Source organism: Paenalicyclobacillus macrosporangiidus (assembly GCF_900116805.1).
Taxonomy (GTDB): domain Bacteria; phylum Bacillota; class Bacilli; order Alicyclobacillales; family Alicyclobacillaceae; genus Alicyclobacillus_H; species Alicyclobacillus_H macrosporangiidus.
The window spans coordinates 21,202-39,131 of record NZ_FPBV01000004.1; the positions used below are offsets into that span (position 1 = coordinate 21,202).

16 protein-coding genes are annotated in these 17,930 nt (G+C 66.8%); 1 reads left to right on the plus strand and 15 read right to left on the minus strand.

What is annotated here, in order from left to right; translation table 11 throughout:
• Positions 1–41: 41 nt before the first annotated feature.
• From BM357_RS04665 to BM357_RS04685, 5 genes are all read right to left on the minus strand, one after another.
• A complete protein-coding gene (locus BM357_RS04665) occupies positions 42–1,190 on the minus strand; it encodes an NAD-dependent epimerase/dehydratase family protein (RefSeq protein ID WP_074950165.1) in 1,149 nt (382 codons plus the stop codon).
• A 304-nt stretch (positions 1,191–1,494) separates the two neighbouring features.
• Positions 1,495–2,322, minus strand: coding sequence for an archaetidylserine decarboxylase (gene asd, locus BM357_RS04670; protein ID WP_074950440.1), 828 nt, complete (start codon positions 2,320–2,322; stop codon positions 1,495–1,497).
• Between the two features lie 73 nt (positions 2,323–2,395).
• Positions 2,396–4,441, minus strand: a complete 2,046-nt coding sequence (gene recG, locus BM357_RS04675; protein ID WP_074950166.1) for an ATP-dependent DNA helicase RecG — start codon at positions 4,439–4,441, stop codon at positions 2,396–2,398.
• A 7-nt stretch (positions 4,442–4,448) separates the two neighbouring features.
• A complete protein-coding gene (locus BM357_RS04680) occupies positions 4,449–6,131 on the minus strand; it encodes a DAK2 domain-containing protein (RefSeq protein WP_074950167.1) in 1,683 nt (560 codons plus the stop codon).
• A gap of 9 nt (positions 6,132–6,140) precedes the next feature.
• Positions 6,141–6,506, minus strand: coding sequence for an Asp23/Gls24 family envelope stress response protein (locus BM357_RS04685; protein WP_029420565.1), 366 nt, complete (start codon positions 6,504–6,506; stop codon positions 6,141–6,143).
• A gap of 151 nt (positions 6,507–6,657) precedes the next feature.
• Between BM357_RS04685 and rpmB the strand changes: the two genes are divergently transcribed.
• Positions 6,658–6,849, plus strand: coding sequence for a 50S ribosomal protein L28 (rpmB, locus tag BM357_RS04690; protein ID WP_074950168.1), 192 nt, complete (start codon positions 6,658–6,660; stop codon positions 6,847–6,849).
• A 104-nt stretch (positions 6,850–6,953) separates the two neighbouring features.
• Here the strand turns inward: rpmB and spoVM are convergent, their stop codons facing one another.
• The 10 genes from spoVM to priA all read right to left on the minus strand — a co-directional run bounded on the left by spoVM (position 6,954) and on the right by priA (position 17,929).
• A complete protein-coding gene (gene spoVM / locus BM357_RS04695) occupies positions 6,954–7,058 on the minus strand; it encodes a stage V sporulation protein SpoVM (protein WP_074950169.1) in 105 nt (34 codons plus the stop codon).
• Positions 7,059–7,140: 82 nt separating this feature from the next.
• The gene (rpe, locus tag BM357_RS04700; RefSeq protein WP_074950170.1) at positions 7,141–7,824 is read right to left on the minus strand and encodes a ribulose-phosphate 3-epimerase; all 684 of its coding nucleotides are present in this window, start codon (positions 7,822–7,824) and stop codon (positions 7,141–7,143) included.
• A complete protein-coding gene (gene rsgA / locus BM357_RS04705) occupies positions 7,821–8,702 on the minus strand; it encodes a ribosome small subunit-dependent GTPase A (RefSeq protein ID WP_245783839.1) in 882 nt (293 codons plus the stop codon). Before rsgA ends, rpe begins: the two co-directional genes overlap by 4 nt.
• Before the next feature lie 29 nt (positions 8,703–8,731).
• Positions 8,732–10,699 (minus strand): Stk1 family PASTA domain-containing Ser/Thr kinase, encoded by a 1,968-nt coding sequence (gene pknB / locus BM357_RS04710; protein ID WP_139234567.1) that lies wholly within the window; start codon positions 10,697–10,699, stop codon positions 8,732–8,734.
• The gene (locus tag BM357_RS04715; protein WP_245783840.1) at positions 10,696–11,478 is read right to left on the minus strand and encodes a Stp1/IreP family PP2C-type Ser/Thr phosphatase; all 783 of its coding nucleotides are present in this window, start codon (positions 11,476–11,478) and stop codon (positions 10,696–10,698) included. Before BM357_RS04715 ends, pknB begins: the two co-directional genes overlap by 4 nt.
• A gap of 45 nt (positions 11,479–11,523) precedes the next feature.
• Positions 11,524–12,549 carry a dual-specificity RNA methyltransferase RlmN gene (gene rlmN, locus BM357_RS18910; RefSeq protein WP_175511454.1) on the minus strand — a complete coding sequence of 342 codons (1,026 nt, stop codon included), beginning with the start codon at positions 12,547–12,549 and terminating at the stop codon, positions 11,524–11,526.
• 30 nt (positions 12,550–12,579) lie between these two features.
• The gene (gene rsmB / locus BM357_RS18915) at positions 12,580–13,956 is read right to left on the minus strand and encodes a 16S rRNA (cytosine(967)-C(5))-methyltransferase RsmB (protein ID WP_083430190.1); all 1,377 of its coding nucleotides are present in this window, start codon (positions 13,954–13,956) and stop codon (positions 12,580–12,582) included.
• Positions 13,953–14,933, minus strand: coding sequence for a methionyl-tRNA formyltransferase (fmt, locus tag BM357_RS04725; protein ID WP_074950172.1), 981 nt, complete (start codon positions 14,931–14,933; stop codon positions 13,953–13,955). The genes rsmB and fmt overlap by 4 nt, the downstream gene beginning before the upstream one ends.
• Positions 14,930–15,409, minus strand: a complete 480-nt coding sequence (gene def / locus BM357_RS04730) for a peptide deformylase (RefSeq protein ID WP_074950174.1) — start codon at positions 15,407–15,409, stop codon at positions 14,930–14,932. The genes fmt and def overlap by 4 nt, the downstream gene beginning before the upstream one ends.
• A gap of 66 nt (positions 15,410–15,475) precedes the next feature.
• Positions 15,476–17,929 carry a primosomal protein N' gene (gene priA, locus BM357_RS04735; RefSeq protein WP_074950176.1) on the minus strand — a complete coding sequence of 818 codons (2,454 nt, stop codon included), beginning with the start codon at positions 17,927–17,929 and terminating at the stop codon, positions 15,476–15,478.
• Between the last annotated feature and the right edge of the window lies 1 nt (position 17,930).

A 17,930-nucleotide genomic window follows, 5' to 3' on the forward strand; every position in this document is an offset into this window, starting at 1 on the left:
CGCGGCCGTCCGAAAACGGGGCCGCGGGGCGTCCGCCAGGGTCAGCGCCACTTGGCGGTCGGCGCAATCACCTGAAAGTCCACCCGATCCTGGTAGCGGCGGGCGGTGTCAATCAACTCCCGAATGAGGTCGTCCGACAACAGATGGGGCTTCAGGCCGAGGTCGAGCAGCTTGGTGTGCACGGCATTGTAATAATGCTCCTCTTTTTCGACGCGCGGGTTCTCGAGGTGGGCAATCTTGGCCTCAATGCCCATCGTCCGCGCCACCCGCTGCACCCGCTCCGCCAACTCCAGCACGGAGAACTGCTCCGTGAACTGGTTGAAGACGCGGAACTCGCCGCGGTCGGCCGGGTGCAGAGCGGCCAGCTCCACGCACTGCAGGGTGTCACGGATGTCGAGGAATCCGCGCGTCTGTCCGCCCTTGCCGTACACCGTCAGGTCGTATCCCACCGCCGCCTGGATGCAGAAGCGGTTCAGCGCCGTCCCAAAAACCCCGTCGTAGTCGATCCGGTTGTACAACCGCTCATCCCGTTTGGTCTCCTCCGTCCACAGCCCGTAGACGACGCCCTGGTTGAGATCGGTGGCGCGAATGCCCCACGCCTTGCAGGCAAACATGATGTTGTGGCTGTCGTGGACCTTGGACAGGTGGTAGAACGAGAACGGCTGTTTTGGATACGGCAGGACGTCTTCCCGCCCCTTGTGCTGAATGCGTATGTATCCTTCCTCGATATCGATGTTGGGCGTCCCGTACTCGCCCATCGTCCCGAGCTTGATGAGATGGCAATCCGGCGCAATCTCCTTGATGGCGTACAGGACGTTGAGCGTGCCGACCACGTTGTTCACCTGGGTGAACACGGCGTGTTCGCGGTCAATCATGGAATACGGCGCCGAACGTTGTTCCGCGTAATGGACAATCGCCTCCGGCTCGAACTCCCGGAAAACACGTTCCACGAAATCATACTGGGTCAAGTCTCCGACGTATGCCCGAATCTCTTTTCCGGAAATTTCTTTCCAAGCCCGTACCCGTTCTTCTAGTGAAGCAATCGGCGTGAGCGATTGAGTTCCCAGTTCCTCGTCCCATTTGCGGCGGATCAAGCTGTCCGCGATCGCCACTTCGTGTCCGCGTTCCGAAAAATGGAGTGCGGTCGGCCAACCACAGAACCCGTCGCCCCCGGCGATCAATATCCTCATGCATCGTCACCCCATCACTGGTCAGTGCGCGAAAACGCGCATTCTAACACTTCTACTCTACAGGTTTTCCGCCCATCCAGCAAGGTGACAAAAAACGGGGCCGCACACCCTGGTTCGGACATGCGGCCCCGGCCGCTCACCACGGCCCGTACGGATCTCCCATCGTTTCGCTCGCCTTGACCATCCACGCCCAATAGGCGCGCAGGCCTTTTCCGCACCACCGCAACACGGTCCGGACAGGTCTCATGCCCACCACCTCGGCATCAGGATGCCCACTCTGTCCGTTCCGCCATACACCCGGTCGTCACACCGTGGTGGCAATCATCTGGCCCATGCGGACCCATTGGCCTGCGTGCACCCGAAAGGCCCCCACCATCCCCGGTTCGAACACCAGGATCACCGTCGAACCCAGTTCAAACCGGCCTATTTCCTCGCCGCGGTCCAACCGGAGCGAGGCGGATCCGCTCTCCATTCGGACCGATCGCCGCCGGACGGGCCCGCGGTATCCCGGGCCATATCCGGTTCGGATGCTGCCGACGATGGTGGCCCCGACCTTCACGACCACAAACCGCCCGCTGGCCGTGTGCACGTACGTGATCAGCCGCTCGTTCTTGGTGAACAGCCCCGGAATGCTGCGCACCCCGGCCGGGTTGACCGGAAACAGGCTGCCCGGGATGTAGCGCCATCCCCGGATGACGCCTGGCAGCGGCATGTGAACGCGGTGATAATCGCGGGGACTCAGGTAGAGCGTGATGTAATCCCCGCCCTGAAACGATTCGGCCTCCTGTGCGTCGCCGAGCAAAGCCGCCAACGTATACGTGCAGCCCTTGACCTGCAGCAGGCTGCCTTCCCGGATGCGGCCGAAGCAACTCACCGTCCCGTCCACCGGAGACACGATGCCCTCCCCGGCGACGGGGCGCGCCCCGCTCTTCAGTCTGCGGCAAAAAAACTCCAGCAGGTTGTCGTACGCGTGCGGCGGGCGCTCCAAATCCTTGCAATCAATCCCGTAGTACCGGATGTACAACGGGATCAAATGCCGGCTCCAGCGGCATCGCGACACCCGCCCCACGCACGCCGTGAGGGTGCGCTTGGGCAGCGCGCCAAGGGTCCATCTCGCGAGTGCCCGTTTCATGCTCCATCCCGTCTTCGCCATCATAATCCTTGATTATGCGCGACGGGGCAGCCAAAGTCCATATTCCGCCCGGTCAGTCGCGGACGGGCGCAGACTGCATCTGCCGCTGCAGATGTTCGCGCAGGGGACGCCACGACGGCAACAGCCAAAAGTCCCCGCTCTCCATGGCCCGTACCGCCTCGTCCCGCGCCACCTCCATCACGCGGAAGTCCCGTGTGAGGTCGCCCACCATGAACTCCGGCAACCCGCTCTGCCGGACGCCAAACAACTCGCCCGGGCCGCGCAGTTCCAGGTCGCGTTCGGCAATCACGAAACCGTCCTGCGTCTCCACCAGCGTCTCGAGCCGCCGCCTGGCCATCTCCCCTTCGGCATCCGACAACAGGATGCAGTAGCTCTGCCAGCGGCCGCGTCCGACCCGCCCGCGCAGCTGATGGAGTTGCGCGAGTCCGAACCGCTCCGCGTGGTACACCATCATCACGGTGGCCTCGGGGACGTGGATGCCGACTTCGATGACGGTCGTGCTGATGAGCACCTGCATCCGCCCTTCGACGAAGGCCCGCATGACTTCGTCCTTGTCCCGGCTGGACATCCGGCCGTGCAACAATCCGACCGAATACCCTGCGAAGGCTTCGGACAGGCGCGAGGCCAGTTGCGTCGCCGAAGCGACATCCGCGAGCTGCTCCGAGTCTTCCACGAGGGGCGCCACGACGTACGCCCGCCGGCCCGCCGCCAATTCCCGCCGAACGAGACGGATGGCGCGGTCCTCCTGGGCGAGCGGCAGCCACCGCGTGACGACGGGTTTGCGGCCCGCGGGCAGTTCGTCCAGCACACCCACGTCAATGTCTCCGTAGATCGCCATAGCGAGCGTGCGAGGGATGGGCGTTGCGGACAGAAACAGCACGTCGGGCCGTCCCCCCTTCTGCCGAAGGCCCGCTCGCTGCTGCACCCCGAAGCGGTGCTGTTCGTCCGTGATCACGAGGCCCAAGTCGCGAAACTGGACGTCTTCGGTCAACAGCGCGTGCGTTCCGACCACGAGGTCCATCTCGCCGCGGGCCAACTGCGCCACCCGCTCCTGGCGCACCTTGCCCGGCGTGCTCCCGGTCACGAGGCCCACCCGCAACCCGAGGGGTTCCAGCCGCGCGACGGCCTCACGAAAATGCTGCTCCGCCAAGATCTCCGTGGGCGCCATCAGGGCCGACTGCCCGCCCGCGCGCGCCATCGCGTAGACCGCCCACAGCGCCACCCACGTCTTTCCCGACCCGACGTCCCCCTGCACCAGCAGACGCATCGGCGCCGGCCGCTGCAGGCGGTCGAGAATTTGCAGACAGACGCGGCGCTGGGCCCCCGTCAGGGGATGCGGCAGGCTGTCTTCAAAGATGCGAAAGGCGTCCTCCGGAACCTCTCTTCCCGTCCCGTCCAGATTCCCTTCGCGCCGGTGGCGTGTCCACTGAAGCTGCAGTTGGAAACAGAGAAACTCCTCGAACACCAGGCGGCGGCGCGCCTGCTTCAGCGCTTCCTCCCCGTCCGGACGGTGCATCCAGCGCAGCGCCTTGGCATGGGTGCACAGCCGGTAGCGCTGGGTCAAGGCCTGCGGCAACAACTCCTCCACTTGATTGCCGTACTGCTCCAGCGCCCGTTCGATGAGGGTCTGGAGCTGAGCAGAGGAGATGGCCTGCGACGCCCGGTACACCGGGGCCCATCGCCCGTACCGGCCGGAGTCCCCCGAGCCGAAATCGGTGTGCGACACGACAAGCGTGCGCCGTGCGGGATCGAACTTCCCGCTGACAATCACCACGCGCCCGTCGGTCAATTTTTCTTTCAGGTAGGGCTGGTTGAACCACAGCCCGGTCACGCGGTGGCGTTGGTCCACGAGCAGGCGCGCCCGCAGGAGCGACCGCCGGTTCTGCCACCGCACCGTCGCCATCCCTTCCACCACGGCGCGGACGGTGACTTTGTCGGACGACGCCTGTGCTTCCAAGGTCAATATCCGCCGGTCCTCATACCGCACGGGAAAGTGATGCAACAGGTCGCCCACCGTCACAATGCCCAGATCCTGCAGCGCCTTGGCCTTCGCCTGCCCGACGCCCGCCACCCATGTCACCGGCAGTGAATCCAGCATCGCGAACTTACTCCACCGAAAGAATGTAATCGTACACCGGCTGACCCCCGGGGCGCGCCTCCATCTCGATTCCGAAGCGCTCGCCCACCGCCTCGGCCAACCGCTCCACTTCGGGTGCCTCGACGCCCTCGCCGTAGAAGACGGTCACCAATTCCGCCCCCTCCTGGCACAGGGCCGCCACCACTTCGAGAAACGCCTGTTCCCGGTCGCCTTGCACACACACCAGGTCTTGATCCACCATGCCGAGATACTGATTTGCCTTCACTTCCCGGCCCTGGTACACCGAGTCGCGCGCCGCGCGGACGACCGATCCCGCGCGCACCTCCGCGATGGCTTGGGTCATTCGGGCGACGTTCTCGTTCGTCCCGGCGGCCGGCAGAAATGCCATCATGGCCGCAATGCCCTGGGGAACCGTCGTCGTCGGCACGACGATCAGGCGATCGCCCGCCACCTCCCGCGCCTGTTCGGCGGCCAACACCACGTTCTTGTTGTTCGGCAGCACGATCACGCGCTCACCGGGAGCGGTCTCCACCGCAGCGAGGATCTCCTGCGTGCTCGGGTTCATCGTCTGTCCCCCGGCCACCAGCGAATCCACGCCGAGGCTGGTGAATACTTCGCGCAGCCCGTCGCCGGCGACGACCGCCACGACCGCGGTCGGTTTGCGCCCCTCCATTCGGGCGGGGGGCGCGGAAGAAGCCGGCTCTGCAGAGGCGCCGCCGGCCTGCGCCCGGATCTGCGCGTGCTGCTCCGTCATGTTGTCGACCTTCACCTTGACCAATTCCCCGTGCGCCAAGGCGTCTTCCAGCACCCGCCCGGGATGGAGCGTGTGCACGTGCACCTTCACCAGATCCCCGGCGGATACGACCAGCAGCGAGTTTCCGTACCCGGCGAGCGTCGCGCGGAGGGCAGACTCGGCCCGTTCCGCATCCCGAGTGCGCACCAACACCTCGGTGCAGTACCCGAACTCCCCTTCCGCGTCCACGTGCGCCGCAGCAAAATCCAGCGCGAGGGGGGCCTCCGGCGTGGCCGTCGCGGCGCGTTGCGCGGCCGCCGCACGGGGCTCCTCTTCCCCGCGCAGCCAACGATCGAACCCTTCGAGAATATACACCAGCCCCTGCCCGCCGGAATCGACGACGCCCGCCTGCTTGAGCACCGGCAGTTGGTCGGGCGTCTTGGCGAGGGCGTCTTTGGCGGCCTGGAGGACCTTGTGCATCCATTCCGGTACAGGGGGGTTCCGCTTCGCCTCGCGCAGGCCCACCGCGGCCGCCTCGCGCGCGACGGAGAGCATCGTGCCTTCGACCGGCTTGGCCACCGCACGGTAGGCAATCTGGACCCCTTCGTGCAGCGCCCGGGCGAAGGCGGGCGCGTCCAACACGTCGGTGTCGGCCGCCGCCTTGGCGAAACCGCGAAACAGTTGGGACAAGATGACCCCAGAATTGCCGCGCGCCCCCATCAAAAGGCCGGAGGCGAGCGCGGATGCCGCCTGCCCCAACGTCGGGTTCGTCAGTCGTTCGAGGCTCTCCATGCCGGCGGCGAGGGACAATTCCATGTTGGTACCGGTGTCCCCGTCCGGTACCGGGAAGACGTTCAAAGCATTGACGGCGTCCACCATCGCCTTGAGCCGCGCGTGCCCCGCGCGAACCAACTGCACGAAAGCGGCACCGTCCAGGTGAGAACGGACAGTCGTCATGAAAACCTCCTAGCGTTCTGCGGCGACGCGCACACCCTGGACAAAGATGTTCACCCGGTCGACGGCGATGCCAATCGATTCGTTCAACACGTATCGGACTTTATCGCGGACGTTTTGCGCCACCTCGTAGATATTCACACCATAGCTGACCACGATGTACAGATCCACCTGCACGTCTTCCCCCGAGATGCGGACCTCCACGCCGCGTCCCGGGTTGTCCCGGCCCAGGAGTTCACTCAGGCTGTCCTTGACCTGCTTCCGGGACGCCATGCCCACCAGACCATAGCAATCCATGGCCGCGAGTCCCGCCACGGTCGCGATGACGTCCTCGGCGATGCTGATGGTGCCATACTCGGTGTGGATGGTCTTCGGCATGCGGAACCCCTCCTGCATCCTGCCTTTATGCAATTGTACTATATCACACAAGCCGGCACCGCCCTGCACGCCGACAGTGATCGCGAACCATTGCGTGAGAGAAGCGGCTTGTGTTACAATTGCAGGCGTTGGCCACGGGGAGGTGCGGAATATGGCGAAACGGTGTGAGATTTGCGGAAAGCAGCCTCAGAGCGGAAACTTGGTCAGCCACGCGGAGAACAAGACCAAGCGCCGTTGGCTGCCGAACCTTCAATCGGTGCGCGTGAACATGGGGGGCACTGTGAAACGGATCAAGGTGTGCACGCGTTGCCTCAAAGCAGGCAAGGTGCAGCGCGCGGTTTGAGGGGTTCGAAAACGTCGAACACGTAGGGGCTGATCCCCGCCAGCGGGAGATCAGCCCCTTGTCGTGATCCGCCCAAACATCCGCCGAACCGTGGCGCCGCCCGTTCAGTCCTTCGAGAACACCCCGATGAATGCCTTGACGATGCCGCCCACGAACTTGGGCAATTTGATTGTATAGAATTTCACCCCGCCGTCCCTCCTTGTTTTCACCGCTGAACACCGTCATGGGCGTACCAGATCGCTAACTATATATATTCGGCCCAGTCGTGGATGTGCACCTGGACGACGGCGCTCAAGCGCGGGGATCCGGCGCCGCGTCAACGGCCGCAGCCCGCAACGCCGCGATGGCGGCCCGGCGGTCCGGGGTGCCGAACACCGCCGATCCCGCGACGAGGACGCGGGCCCCCGCGCGGACCACGGACGGCGCCGTGGCGGGCGTGATGCCGCCGTCGACTTCGATGGGGACCTCCGTCCGGCCGGCGGCGTCGAGAATCCGGCGGGCCTGCTCAATCTTCGGCACCATCGAAGCCAAGAACGGTTGGCCGCCAAATCCGGGATTGACGGTCATGATGAGGACGAGATCGACCAGATCTGCCACATGCACCAGCACATCCAGCCCCGTCCCGGGGTTGACCGCGAGTCCCGCCGCCGCCCCCGTATCCCGGATCAACTGCAGGGCCCGATGGATGTGCGGCGTCGCCTCGGCATGGACCGAAATGGACCGGGCGCCGCTCTTGGCGAACGACTCGATGTGCGCCTCCGGCCGTACCACCATCAAATGTACGTCGAGGTGGGCGCCGGCATGACGGGCGAGCGACGCTACCACCGGTTGGCCCATGGTAATGTTGGGCACGAATCGCCCGTCCATCACGTCGATGTGGATCCAATCCGCCCCAGCCTCCAGCACGGACGCCACCTCGGCGCCCAGTTGACTGAAATCGGCCGACAGGATGGAAGGCGCGATGATCACGTTCAAAACCGCGTCGCCTCCTTCTCGCGAAGGTCCCGCAGAAGCTCCAGGTACGACTGGTACCGCTCCGCGTTCACGTCCCCGCGCCGGACGGCGGCGCGGACGGCGCAATCCGCCTCCTCCGCGTGTTCACAACCCCGGTACGCGCACGACGCAGCCCACGGCGCAAACTCAGGAAAGTGCAGCCGAAGGTCACGCGCGGGCAGATCCAGCTCAAGCTGGCTGAACCCGGGAGCATCGACCACATACGTGTTCCCGCCGAGGTCGAACAGTTCGACGTGGCGGGTGGTGTGTCGGCCCCGCCCAATCTTGTCGCTGACGTCGCCCATCTTGAGCCCCAGCCCCGGCGCCAGGGCATTGCCGAGGGATGACTTGCCGGCGCCGGAGGGACCCACGAACACCGTCACCCGGCCGGTGATGGCCGCCCGCACCGCCTCCACGCCCTGTCTCAACGGCGCGGCCGTGCGCAAGACAGGATACCCGGCCGCCGTGTACGGTGCGGCGGCGCAGTCAACCGCCTCCGGATCGGCGAGGTCACACTTGGTCAATACGACCGTTGCGGACAGTCCGGCCACCGATACGGCCACCAGCGCCCGGTCGAGCAGCCGGGGCTGGAAGTTCGGGGTGACGACGGAGAAGACGAGAAGGGCGTGGTCGACGTTGGCGACCGGCGGGCGCACCAGCTCCGTTCTGCGGGGCAGGACCTCCGTGATCACGCCTTCAGAGGCGCCGACCGGCTGGTACCGCACCCGGTCCCCCACCAACACGCGCACGCCCCGCTTCCGAAATACCCCGCGGGCCCGGCAGCGCCGGGTGACGCCCGCGTCGGCCACATCGAAGAAGCCCGCGAGCGACCGGATCACCCATCCTTCTCCCAAGTCCATTCTCCCTTCCCGGCCGTGTCTCGCCCGTTTCAGGACCCGTACGGCACATTGTACGTCTTCTCAAGACGCCCGTCTTCATAAACGAGGATCTGTCCCGGCGTGTCCGGGGTGACGACGACGTTGACGGTCCATTGCTTGTCGTTCCGGATCACCTCGTCCACCACCATCTGCCGGGCGGACGCCGCATCCGACTTGTAAATCTGCACATGCAGGGCCTTGTGACTCTTATCGGTCACCGTGACCTGGAACGTCTTCACCTGCTGGCCATCCCCGGACGGATTCCCGTCTCCGGTCGTGTTGTCCGGGGGCGTGTTCAATCCCCCGCCGGACTCGCCCGAGTTGTCCGCGACATACAGCGTGATGGTGGATCCCACAGGCACCTGGGCGCCCGCCTGGTACGGCACAATCTTGAACACCTGGTTGTCCTTTACCGGGTACTGCATCCGGACGACCTGGTAGTTGAGCTGGGCCGCGGCCAAGGCCTTTTTCGCGTCGTCCAAAGACAAGCCGACTACCGACGGAACGGTGGTCATCGCGCCGTCGCTCACCTGCAGGACCACCTTGGCGTCCAGGCCGACCATCGTCCCCTTTGGCGGATTGGTCGACACGACCAATCCCGCCCCGAACTGACTGTTCTGCACCGTCTGCTTCGTGATGTTGTCCGGAGACAAGCCGAGGTTTTTCAACTGCTGGATGGCTTCGTCCACCGGCACACCGGAGAGATCCGGCATCTGCACCTGCTGCGGGCCTTTGCTCACCCACAGGGTGACGGCGCGACCAGGTTTCACCTCACTGTTGCCAGGCGGGTCCTGGTCATACACGGTGCCCGCCGGGCTGTTGTTGACGCCCTGCTGTTCGTCGATTTGATTGAAGCCGGCCTGGTGGAGAATGCTCTCCGCCTGCGCCACCGTCTTTCCGCGCACGTCGGGCATGTTGACATTCGGGACCTGGATGAGGTCCATGACGATGTAATAGGCCGCCAGCGCACCGATGCAGACCACCACCAGGGCGACGCCCGACCAGAGCAGGGCCTTCCACCACCGCCGGCGCTTTTTCCCGTTGTCGGTGGCTTCCGCCTCCATCCCGTCCGCCGCCATTCGGCCCGGACCCACCAAAGGCACCGCGATGGTCGCTTCGGTGGCATCATCCGGGACCTGAAATTTTGGCACGTTGGGATGAATCAACGCGTCCTCCAGGTCCCGTTTGACCGCGCGCATGTTCGGGTACCGGTGCTCCGGCGCCTTGACCAGGCAGCGCAGGATGATGTTCTCCACACTCTGCGGCACCGCGGGGTTGATTTCCCGAGGATCCGTGAACTTGTCGCGCAGGTGTTTGAGCGCCACGCTGACCGGGGAATCCCCGGAAAACGGCAGCTGGCGCGTCAGCATCTCGTACATGACGACGCCGAGCGAATAGATGTCGCTCTTCACGTCGGTCGCCGCACCACGCGCTTGCTCCGGAGAGAAGTAGTGCACGGAGCCCAGGACCGAGTCCCCCTGATGATGAGTGATGGTGTTGGTGGTGCTGGCGCGGGCGATGCCGAAATCGGTGACCTTCACCTGTCCCGTCTTCGTCAACAGGATGTTGTGCGGCTTGATGTCACGGTGGATGATGCCGTGGTCGTGGGCGTGCTCCAGGGCATCGCAGATCTGCATCGTGATGTCGAGGGCTTCTTTCACCGGCAGCGGTCCGCGATCGCGGATCACTTCCTTAAGCGTCGGCCCGTCGACATACTCCATGACGATGTAGTGCTGGCCATCTTCCGTGATGCCCATGTCGTACAGGTTGACGATGTTCGGATGCGACAGACTGGCGGCCGACTGCGCCTCGCGCCGGAAGCGGCGCACGAACTCCTCGTCGCCGGCAAACTGGGTCCGCAGCATCTTGACTGCCACCTGGCGGCCCAGCCAGGTGTCGATGGCGCGGTACACCACCGCCATCCCGCCGCCGCCGATCTCCTCCTGCAGGTCGTACCGTCCGCCGAGCAAGCGGCTCACGCTGTCTCACGCTCCTCTCGGCGAACCAACAGCGCCACCGTGACGTTGTCCGACCCCCCGCGCGCCAGAGCCAGCCCAATCAGCTCCTCCGCGGCCTGTTCCACATCCGCCTGCACCTTGGCATCCTGCAGCGGTTCCAGCCGCTCCTTCAACTCCGACGGCTGCACGAGGTTCGACAGCCCGTCCGTACACAGCAGCAACACATCGCCCTCGTCAAACGGGCGGACCGACACGTCGGGATCGGTGAATTCGGCGGTCCCGAGGGACCGCGTGACGATATGGCGCTGCGGGTGATGCTGGGCTTCCTCCTCCGTCAACTGGCCGCGCCGCACGAGCTCCGCCACCAGCGAGTGGTCGTCCGTCACCTGCGCCAACTCTCCTTTGTGCAGGACATAGGCACGGCTGTCCCCTACGTGCGCCAGGCACACGCTGCCGCCGTGGATGAACGCCGCCACCAGCGTCGTGCCCATCCCGACGTACTCGGCGCTGTGCCGGCTCGCCTCCCAAATGCGGTGGTTCGCGGCCTGGACGGCGTCGCGCAGGACTTTCTCCGGCTCCACGCCGGTCCCCGCCTGGCGGTACGCCTCGGCGACGTACTCCGAAACGGTGTCGGCGGCAAGGCGGCTTGCCACCTCACCGGCCTGTGCGCCCCCCATCCCGTCCGCGATGACCACCAGACAGGCCGGCGCCACATCGGTGCGCACTACAAAGCTGTCCTGGTTGTTGGGACGAACCAATCCGACGTGCGTCTTCGCTGCTAACAGCATCTGCTCCTTCACCCCTCCATCCGGCCCGCGTCCCCAAAGGCGACGCGGCCACGCCGCCTATGGCCGCCCATCCGCGTACTCCGCGCGCAACTGGCCGCAAGCGGCCGCGATGTCGTGACCCATCTCCCGGCGAACGGTCGCTTGGACACCGAGCGACCGCAACTCCTTCAAAAAGGCCTGAATTTGCTCCTTTGGCGTGCGCTGGTAGTTTCGCTCCGGCACGTAATTGACCGGGATCAGGTTCACGTGGCTCGGGAGCCCGCGCAACAGCTCCGCCAGACGGCGGGCATCCTCCAAGGAGTCGTTCTTCCCGCCGATGAGGGCATACTCGAACGAGATCCGCTTCCCCGTCTTCCTATGATAATAATGGCAAGCTTCCATGAGCTTCGCAATCGGATACGCTTTGTTGACCGGCATCATCGACGACCGCAACGCATCCGTCGGCGCGTGCAAGGAGACGGCGAGGGTGATGGGACGCCCTTCGTCCGCGAGGCGGATGATGCCCGGCACCAACCCGACCGTCGAGATGGTGATGTGACGCTGGCCGATATTCAACCCATCCGGATGGTTGATGATATCGATGAACTTCATCGCCGCGTCGTAGTTGTCCATCGGCTCGCCCGAGCCCATCAGGACGACGGACGAGACGCGCCCGCCCTCCTCGTCGAGCAGCCGCTGGCTGTACATCAGCTGTTCCACCATCTCGCCCGCCGTCATCTGGCGGATCATCCCGCCCAGGGTCGAGGCGCAGAATGAGCAGCCCATCTTGCAGCCGACCTGTGTGGAGACACAGACGCTGTTGCCGTAGTCGTGGCGCATCAAGACCGTCTCCACCGTCACCCCGTCCGGCCAGCCGAGCAAGAACTTCACCGTTCCATCGATCCGCGACACCTGCCGGGTCAGCTCTCGTGAGACCTGGATGGCGCAGTCCTCGGCCAACCGATCCCGCAAGGCCTTGGGCAGGTTGGTCATCTGATGGACGGAGGTCGCGCGGCGCTGATACAGCCACTGAAAGACCTGTTTCGCCCGATAGCGCGGCTGCCCGAGCTCCGCAAACCACGCTTCCATCTCATCCATGCGCATGTCGTACAGATGCCGCACGCTTGATCCCCCTCACTCCGTCCTGCGCAGACGGGCCATGAAAAATCCGTCCGTACCAAACCATTCCGGGGTGACCCACGCCCCGGCGGACCCCAGAGACACCCGCGCCGCCACCGCAGCGGGCAAATCCGGCCGGACGTCCTCGACCGCCAGCCGCCCGCCGGCGTCCGCCACCGCCGCCGCGACGAGTTCATCGTTCTCTTGCCGGGTGAGCGTGCACGTCGCGTAGACAATTACGCCGCCCGGCCGGACCAACGCCGCCGCCGCGTCGAGCAGCTCGCGTTGCAGTCGCGCGAGCGCCGCCGTGTCCTCCGGGCGCCTCCGCCACCGGATATCCGGGCGCCGGCGGAGCACGCCGAGGCCGCTGCAGGGCGCATCGAGCAACACCGCGTCAAAACGGCCCAACAGCTCCGGCCGCCCGGGCAACGCCCGCGCATCCGAGAGGACGACCTCCACCCGGCCGTCGACGCCGAGCCGCCGGGCCGATTCCTGCAGCAAGCGCAGCTTGTGCGCGTGGATGTCGCACGCCATCACCCGCGCGCCATCCGGCAGGTGCTCCGCAATTTGCGTGGTCTTCGTCCCCAGCCCCGCGCACAGGTCCATCACCGACGCGCAGCGGGCGGGTTTGAGCAGCGGCGCAATCAGCATGGACGCCTCGTCCTGGACCGAGACCGCCCCCTGCCGGTACGGCGGCCAAGCCTCCACGTCCACGCCGCGCCCCAGCCGGATTCCCCACTCGGACACCTGCGAGGGCGAGGCCGGTATGCCCGCCTCCCGCAGCGTTTGAAGCACCTCGTCCCGGGTGGCCCGCCGGGGGTTGACGCGCAGGGAAAGGAGCGGCGGGTCGTTGCAGGCGGCGAGCACCGCCTCCGCGCGTTCCCGGCCCAGGGACGCAGCCAAGGCATCCGCAATCCAGGACGGGTACGAGTGCCGGATCCCCACCGCGTCGGCCCAAGCGGACGCCGCACGCGCCGCTTCCTCCAATCGCTCGGCGGCGGACCGTTGGTCGCGGGTGAAGGCCCGAAGCACCCCGTTGACGAACCCCGCCGCCCGCGGCGCCGTGCGCTTGCACAGATTCACGGCGTCGTTGAGGGCGGCGTACGCCGGCACCCGCGTGAGGTACGCCAGTTGATACACCGTCATCCTCAATATCGTCAACACGCGGCGGTCCAAATCATCGAGCGGACGGGCGCAGTACGGCGCCAACAGCGCGTCCAGGGACCGGCGCCGCTGAACCGTGCCGTAGACCAACTCGGTGCACAACGCTTTGTCCCGGTCGTCGAGCGCCGCATTCCGGAACGCCTGCTGCAAGGCGAGATTCGCGTACTTTCCGTCCGTCTCGATGTCGAGCAAGACCCGCAATGCGACCGAGCGCGCCCGCGCCGTCATCCGCCCGCTCGCCCGCCGGGCTCCGGCTCCGTCAAGTCCATGCGCACCTCATCACGGCGCAGTCCCCGCCACCAATCCGCAGCGGGCATGTGCCGCCGGCCCGCCGGCTGGACTTCGTCCATCCGGAGCCAGCCGTCCGCACAGCGAACCGCGACCCCTGTCCCGGGGAACATGCGCACCACCCCCGGCTCCGCCGGGGCTTCAATCTCCGTGGCGGGCGCCGTCCGCCAGACCTTCAACGGGCCGCCGTCCGCTTGCGCGGACGCCCCGGGCCAGGGCCGCAGCCCGCGAACCTGGTTGTGGACCTCCCGCACCGGACGCCGCCAATCGATCCACTCGTCCGCCCGCGTGATCCGATTTGCGTACGTCACGCCGTCCTCGGGTTGCGGCCGGGGGGTGATCCGCCCGTCGGCGTAATCCGGCAACAACTCCAAGACCAGCGCGGCACCCAGCGCCGCCAGTTTGTCGTGCAGGGTGCCCGCGTCGTCGTCCGGATCAATCGGAATCTCCCGCGCCCCGACAATCGGCCCCGCGTCGAGGGCGGCGATCATCTCCATCAGCGTGACGCCGGTCCGCTCATCCCCGGCGAGGATGGCCCGGTGGATGGGTGCCGCGCCTCGCCACCGCGGCAACAGCGACGCGTGCACGTTCAAGCAGCCCCGCCGCGGGATGTCGAGCAGCCGCTGCGGCAAGATCTGCCCATAGGCGGCGGTGACGCAGACGTCCGGTTCGAGGCGGGCGATGGCCTCGAGGGCCTCCGGCGCGCGCACCCGCTCGGGCTGCCACACAGGCAGCCCGAATTCCGCCGCCGCCCGCTTGACAGGCGGCGGGGTCAGCGTCTGCCTGCGCCCCGCCGGCCGGTCCGGCTGCGTCACCACCCCCGCCACCTCGGCCCACGGAGCGCCCGCCAGCGCGCGCAGCACGGGAACCGCAAATTCCGGTGTACCGAAGAACACGATCCGCACCCTGCCGCTCATCGGGCGTCCTTGCCCTCCATCTCGTACACGATGTCTTCCGGGCGAACGTGATCGATGAACAGGATGCCGTCCAGGTGGTCGACCTCGTGCTGCAACGCGCGCGCCAGCAGGTCCGTCCCCTCGATCTCGAACGGCTCACCGCGGCGGTTCAACGCGCGCACCTTCACGCGCGCCGCCCGCGTGACTTCCGCCCGCATGCCCGGAAGGGACAGGCAGCCCTCGTACGCCCGCTGGCTGCCGCTGCGCTCCAGGATTACCGGATTGATGAGTTCAATCAGCCCGTCGCCGACGTCAATCACCACCAGCCGCTTGAGAATGCCAATCTGAACGGCGGCCAAGCCCACCCCGTCCGCGTGATACATGGTCTCCGCCATGTCATCGAGCAGTTTTTCAATCGCCTTCGTGACCTCCGGCACCGGTTTCGACACCTGGCGCAGCACCGGATCGTTCCCGGTGCGAATCATCCGGATGGACACCGTGATCCCTCCTCGCTTCACAGGCCTGTACGCTCCCGTCCGGGGTCAGACCTCTTTCCTGCGGCGCTACCCGATACGTCCCGCGTTGACATCGAGGACGCAGGTTCCGCCGGCCGAGTGCATCTTTTCGTCGACCGTGCGGAACGCGGCCATGACCCCTTCGCGCACATGTACCCAATGTGAATACTTTACCACAACCTGATACCGGTATTTGTCCTCCACCCGGCCGACGCCCGCGGCGACCGCAGGCAGCACCGTCACCCCGTCTTCCCCGAGGCGGCGGCGCAACTCCCGTTCGAACCGCTGGGCGGCCGACCGGGCCAGGCGCTCCTCGGGGTGGATGGCCCAAAACACGGTGATCTCGCAGAACGGCGGGTACGAAAACGCCTCCCGCAAGGCCCGCTCGCGCCGATAGAAGGCGGCGTAATCGTGGTGCGCGGCGGCCTGGATGGCGTAGTGCTCCGGCCGGTAGGTCTGCACGACCGTCTTCCCTTCCGCCTCGGCCCGTCCGGCCCGGCCCGCCACCTGCGTCAACAGATTGAACGTGCGCTCGGCCGCTCGGTAATCGGGCACGGCCAACATGGTATCGGCCGACACGACGCCGACGAACGACACGTTCGGGAAGTCCAGGCCCTTGGCGATCATCTGCGTGCCGACCAGCACATCCGCATCTCCATCCGCGAAGCGGGAGATCGCCTGCTGGTGCGCCCCTTTGCGGCGGGTGGTGTCCACGTCCATGCGCATCACCCGCCAGGTAGGCCACTGCTCCCGCAGGGCCTGCTCCACCTGTTGTGTCCCGACCCCGTACGGGCGAAGCGCGGGCTCGCCGCACTGCGGACACACGGCAGGGACGGACGCCGTCTCGCCGCAATAGTGGCACTGGAGCCACGCCCCGTCACGCCCCCGATGCAAGGTCATCGAAATGTCGCAATGCGGGCAGTCGAGAGTCTCCCCGCAGCTGCGGCAGAGCAGGAACGCGGCGTACCCGCGCCGGTTGATGAAGAGGATGGCCTGGCGGCCCGACCCGACCGCCTCCTCCAATCCCTGGCGAAGGGCCCGGCTGAACAGGGACCGGTTGCCGGCCCGCAGTTCTTCCCGCATGTCGACCACGGTCACCGGCGGCAACGGTTTGCCGTTCGTCCGCTGGGGCATGGGGATGACGTCCGCCCGACCGCGCTCCACCTCGTGCATCGCCTGCAGCGACGGCGTCGCCGACCCGAGCACCAGCGTGCCCCCGCACCGCTCCATGCGCCACCTCGCCACCTCGCGCGCGTCGTATCGCGGGCTCTCCTCCTGTTTATATGACGGTTCGTGCTCCTCGTCCACGATGATGAGGCGCAGGTTTTCGACCGGCGCGAACACCGCCGAGCGCGCGCCGACCACAATGCGCGCCGCCCCCCGGCGCACGCGCATCCACTCGTCCCGCTTCTCGCCCTGCGACAGGCCCGAGTGCAGCACGGCCACTTGCGGCCCGAACCGTCCGACGAACCGCTGCACCATCTGGGGCGTCAGCGCGATTTCCGGCACGAGGACGAGTGCGCCGCCCCCCGCGGCCAGGCAGGCCTCCATCACCTGCAGATACACTTCCGTCTTCCCGCTCCCGGTCACGCCGTGCAGGACATGCACGGAGAAGCGCTCGTCCACGACCCGCGCCGACAAGCGCCGGATGGCCTCCGCCTGCCAGCGCGTCAGCGCCGCCGGCCGCTCGTCGCGCCCGGCCGCCGCTTCGGGGACGCGCGACACCTCGCGGGCCTCCAACCGGACCATACCCTGCGCCGCCAGCGCTCGGACGGGTTCATCGGACGGACGCAACGACAGGGCCGTCAGCGGCACCCCGCCGGGCGGACAACCCGCCTCCGCCCACGCCGCCGCAAGCGCCTCCAGGATCCGCGCCTGGCGCGGTGCGCGCCGCGACCGTTCCGTCGCGGCCGCCCGCATCGTCTCCAGGGAACCTGTGGGTACGGCGAACCAAATCTGGCGGGCCCCTACCTGGTCGCGCCCGGCCGCCGCTTCCTCGATGCAACCCAGGGCGAGAAGCCGCTCCAGCGCAATCGCCGCGTCCGGGCCGTGGCGAGCGAGTACCTGGCGGTACGACAGCGGTTCCCGCCGCAACGCCTGCCACAGCGGCTGCAGGTCGTCCGGCGGCAGTCCCCGGAAATCCGGGCGGACCCGGTACTTCCGCTGGGGTTGCAGCCGGAAGGCCGCCGGCACCACCGCCTGCAGGCACGCTTGCGTGCTGGCCCCGTAGCGCTCCCCCAGCCACGCCACCAGATCCATCAACTCCGCCGTCAACAGCGGGGTGTCGTCCACCACCGCCAAGAGTGGCTTCAGGTCCCTCGCGGCCGGTCCGTCCACGTCCGCCACCGACCAGACGTACGCCTGGCACAGGCGCCGGCCGAGGGTCACGTACACGCGCTGGCCTGGAGCCACCCGGCCTTCCCACTCGAGAGGAACCCGGTAGTCGAACCGGCGGTCGAGGGCACGCGCCGGGATCTCCACCACGACGCTCGCGACCTGCACC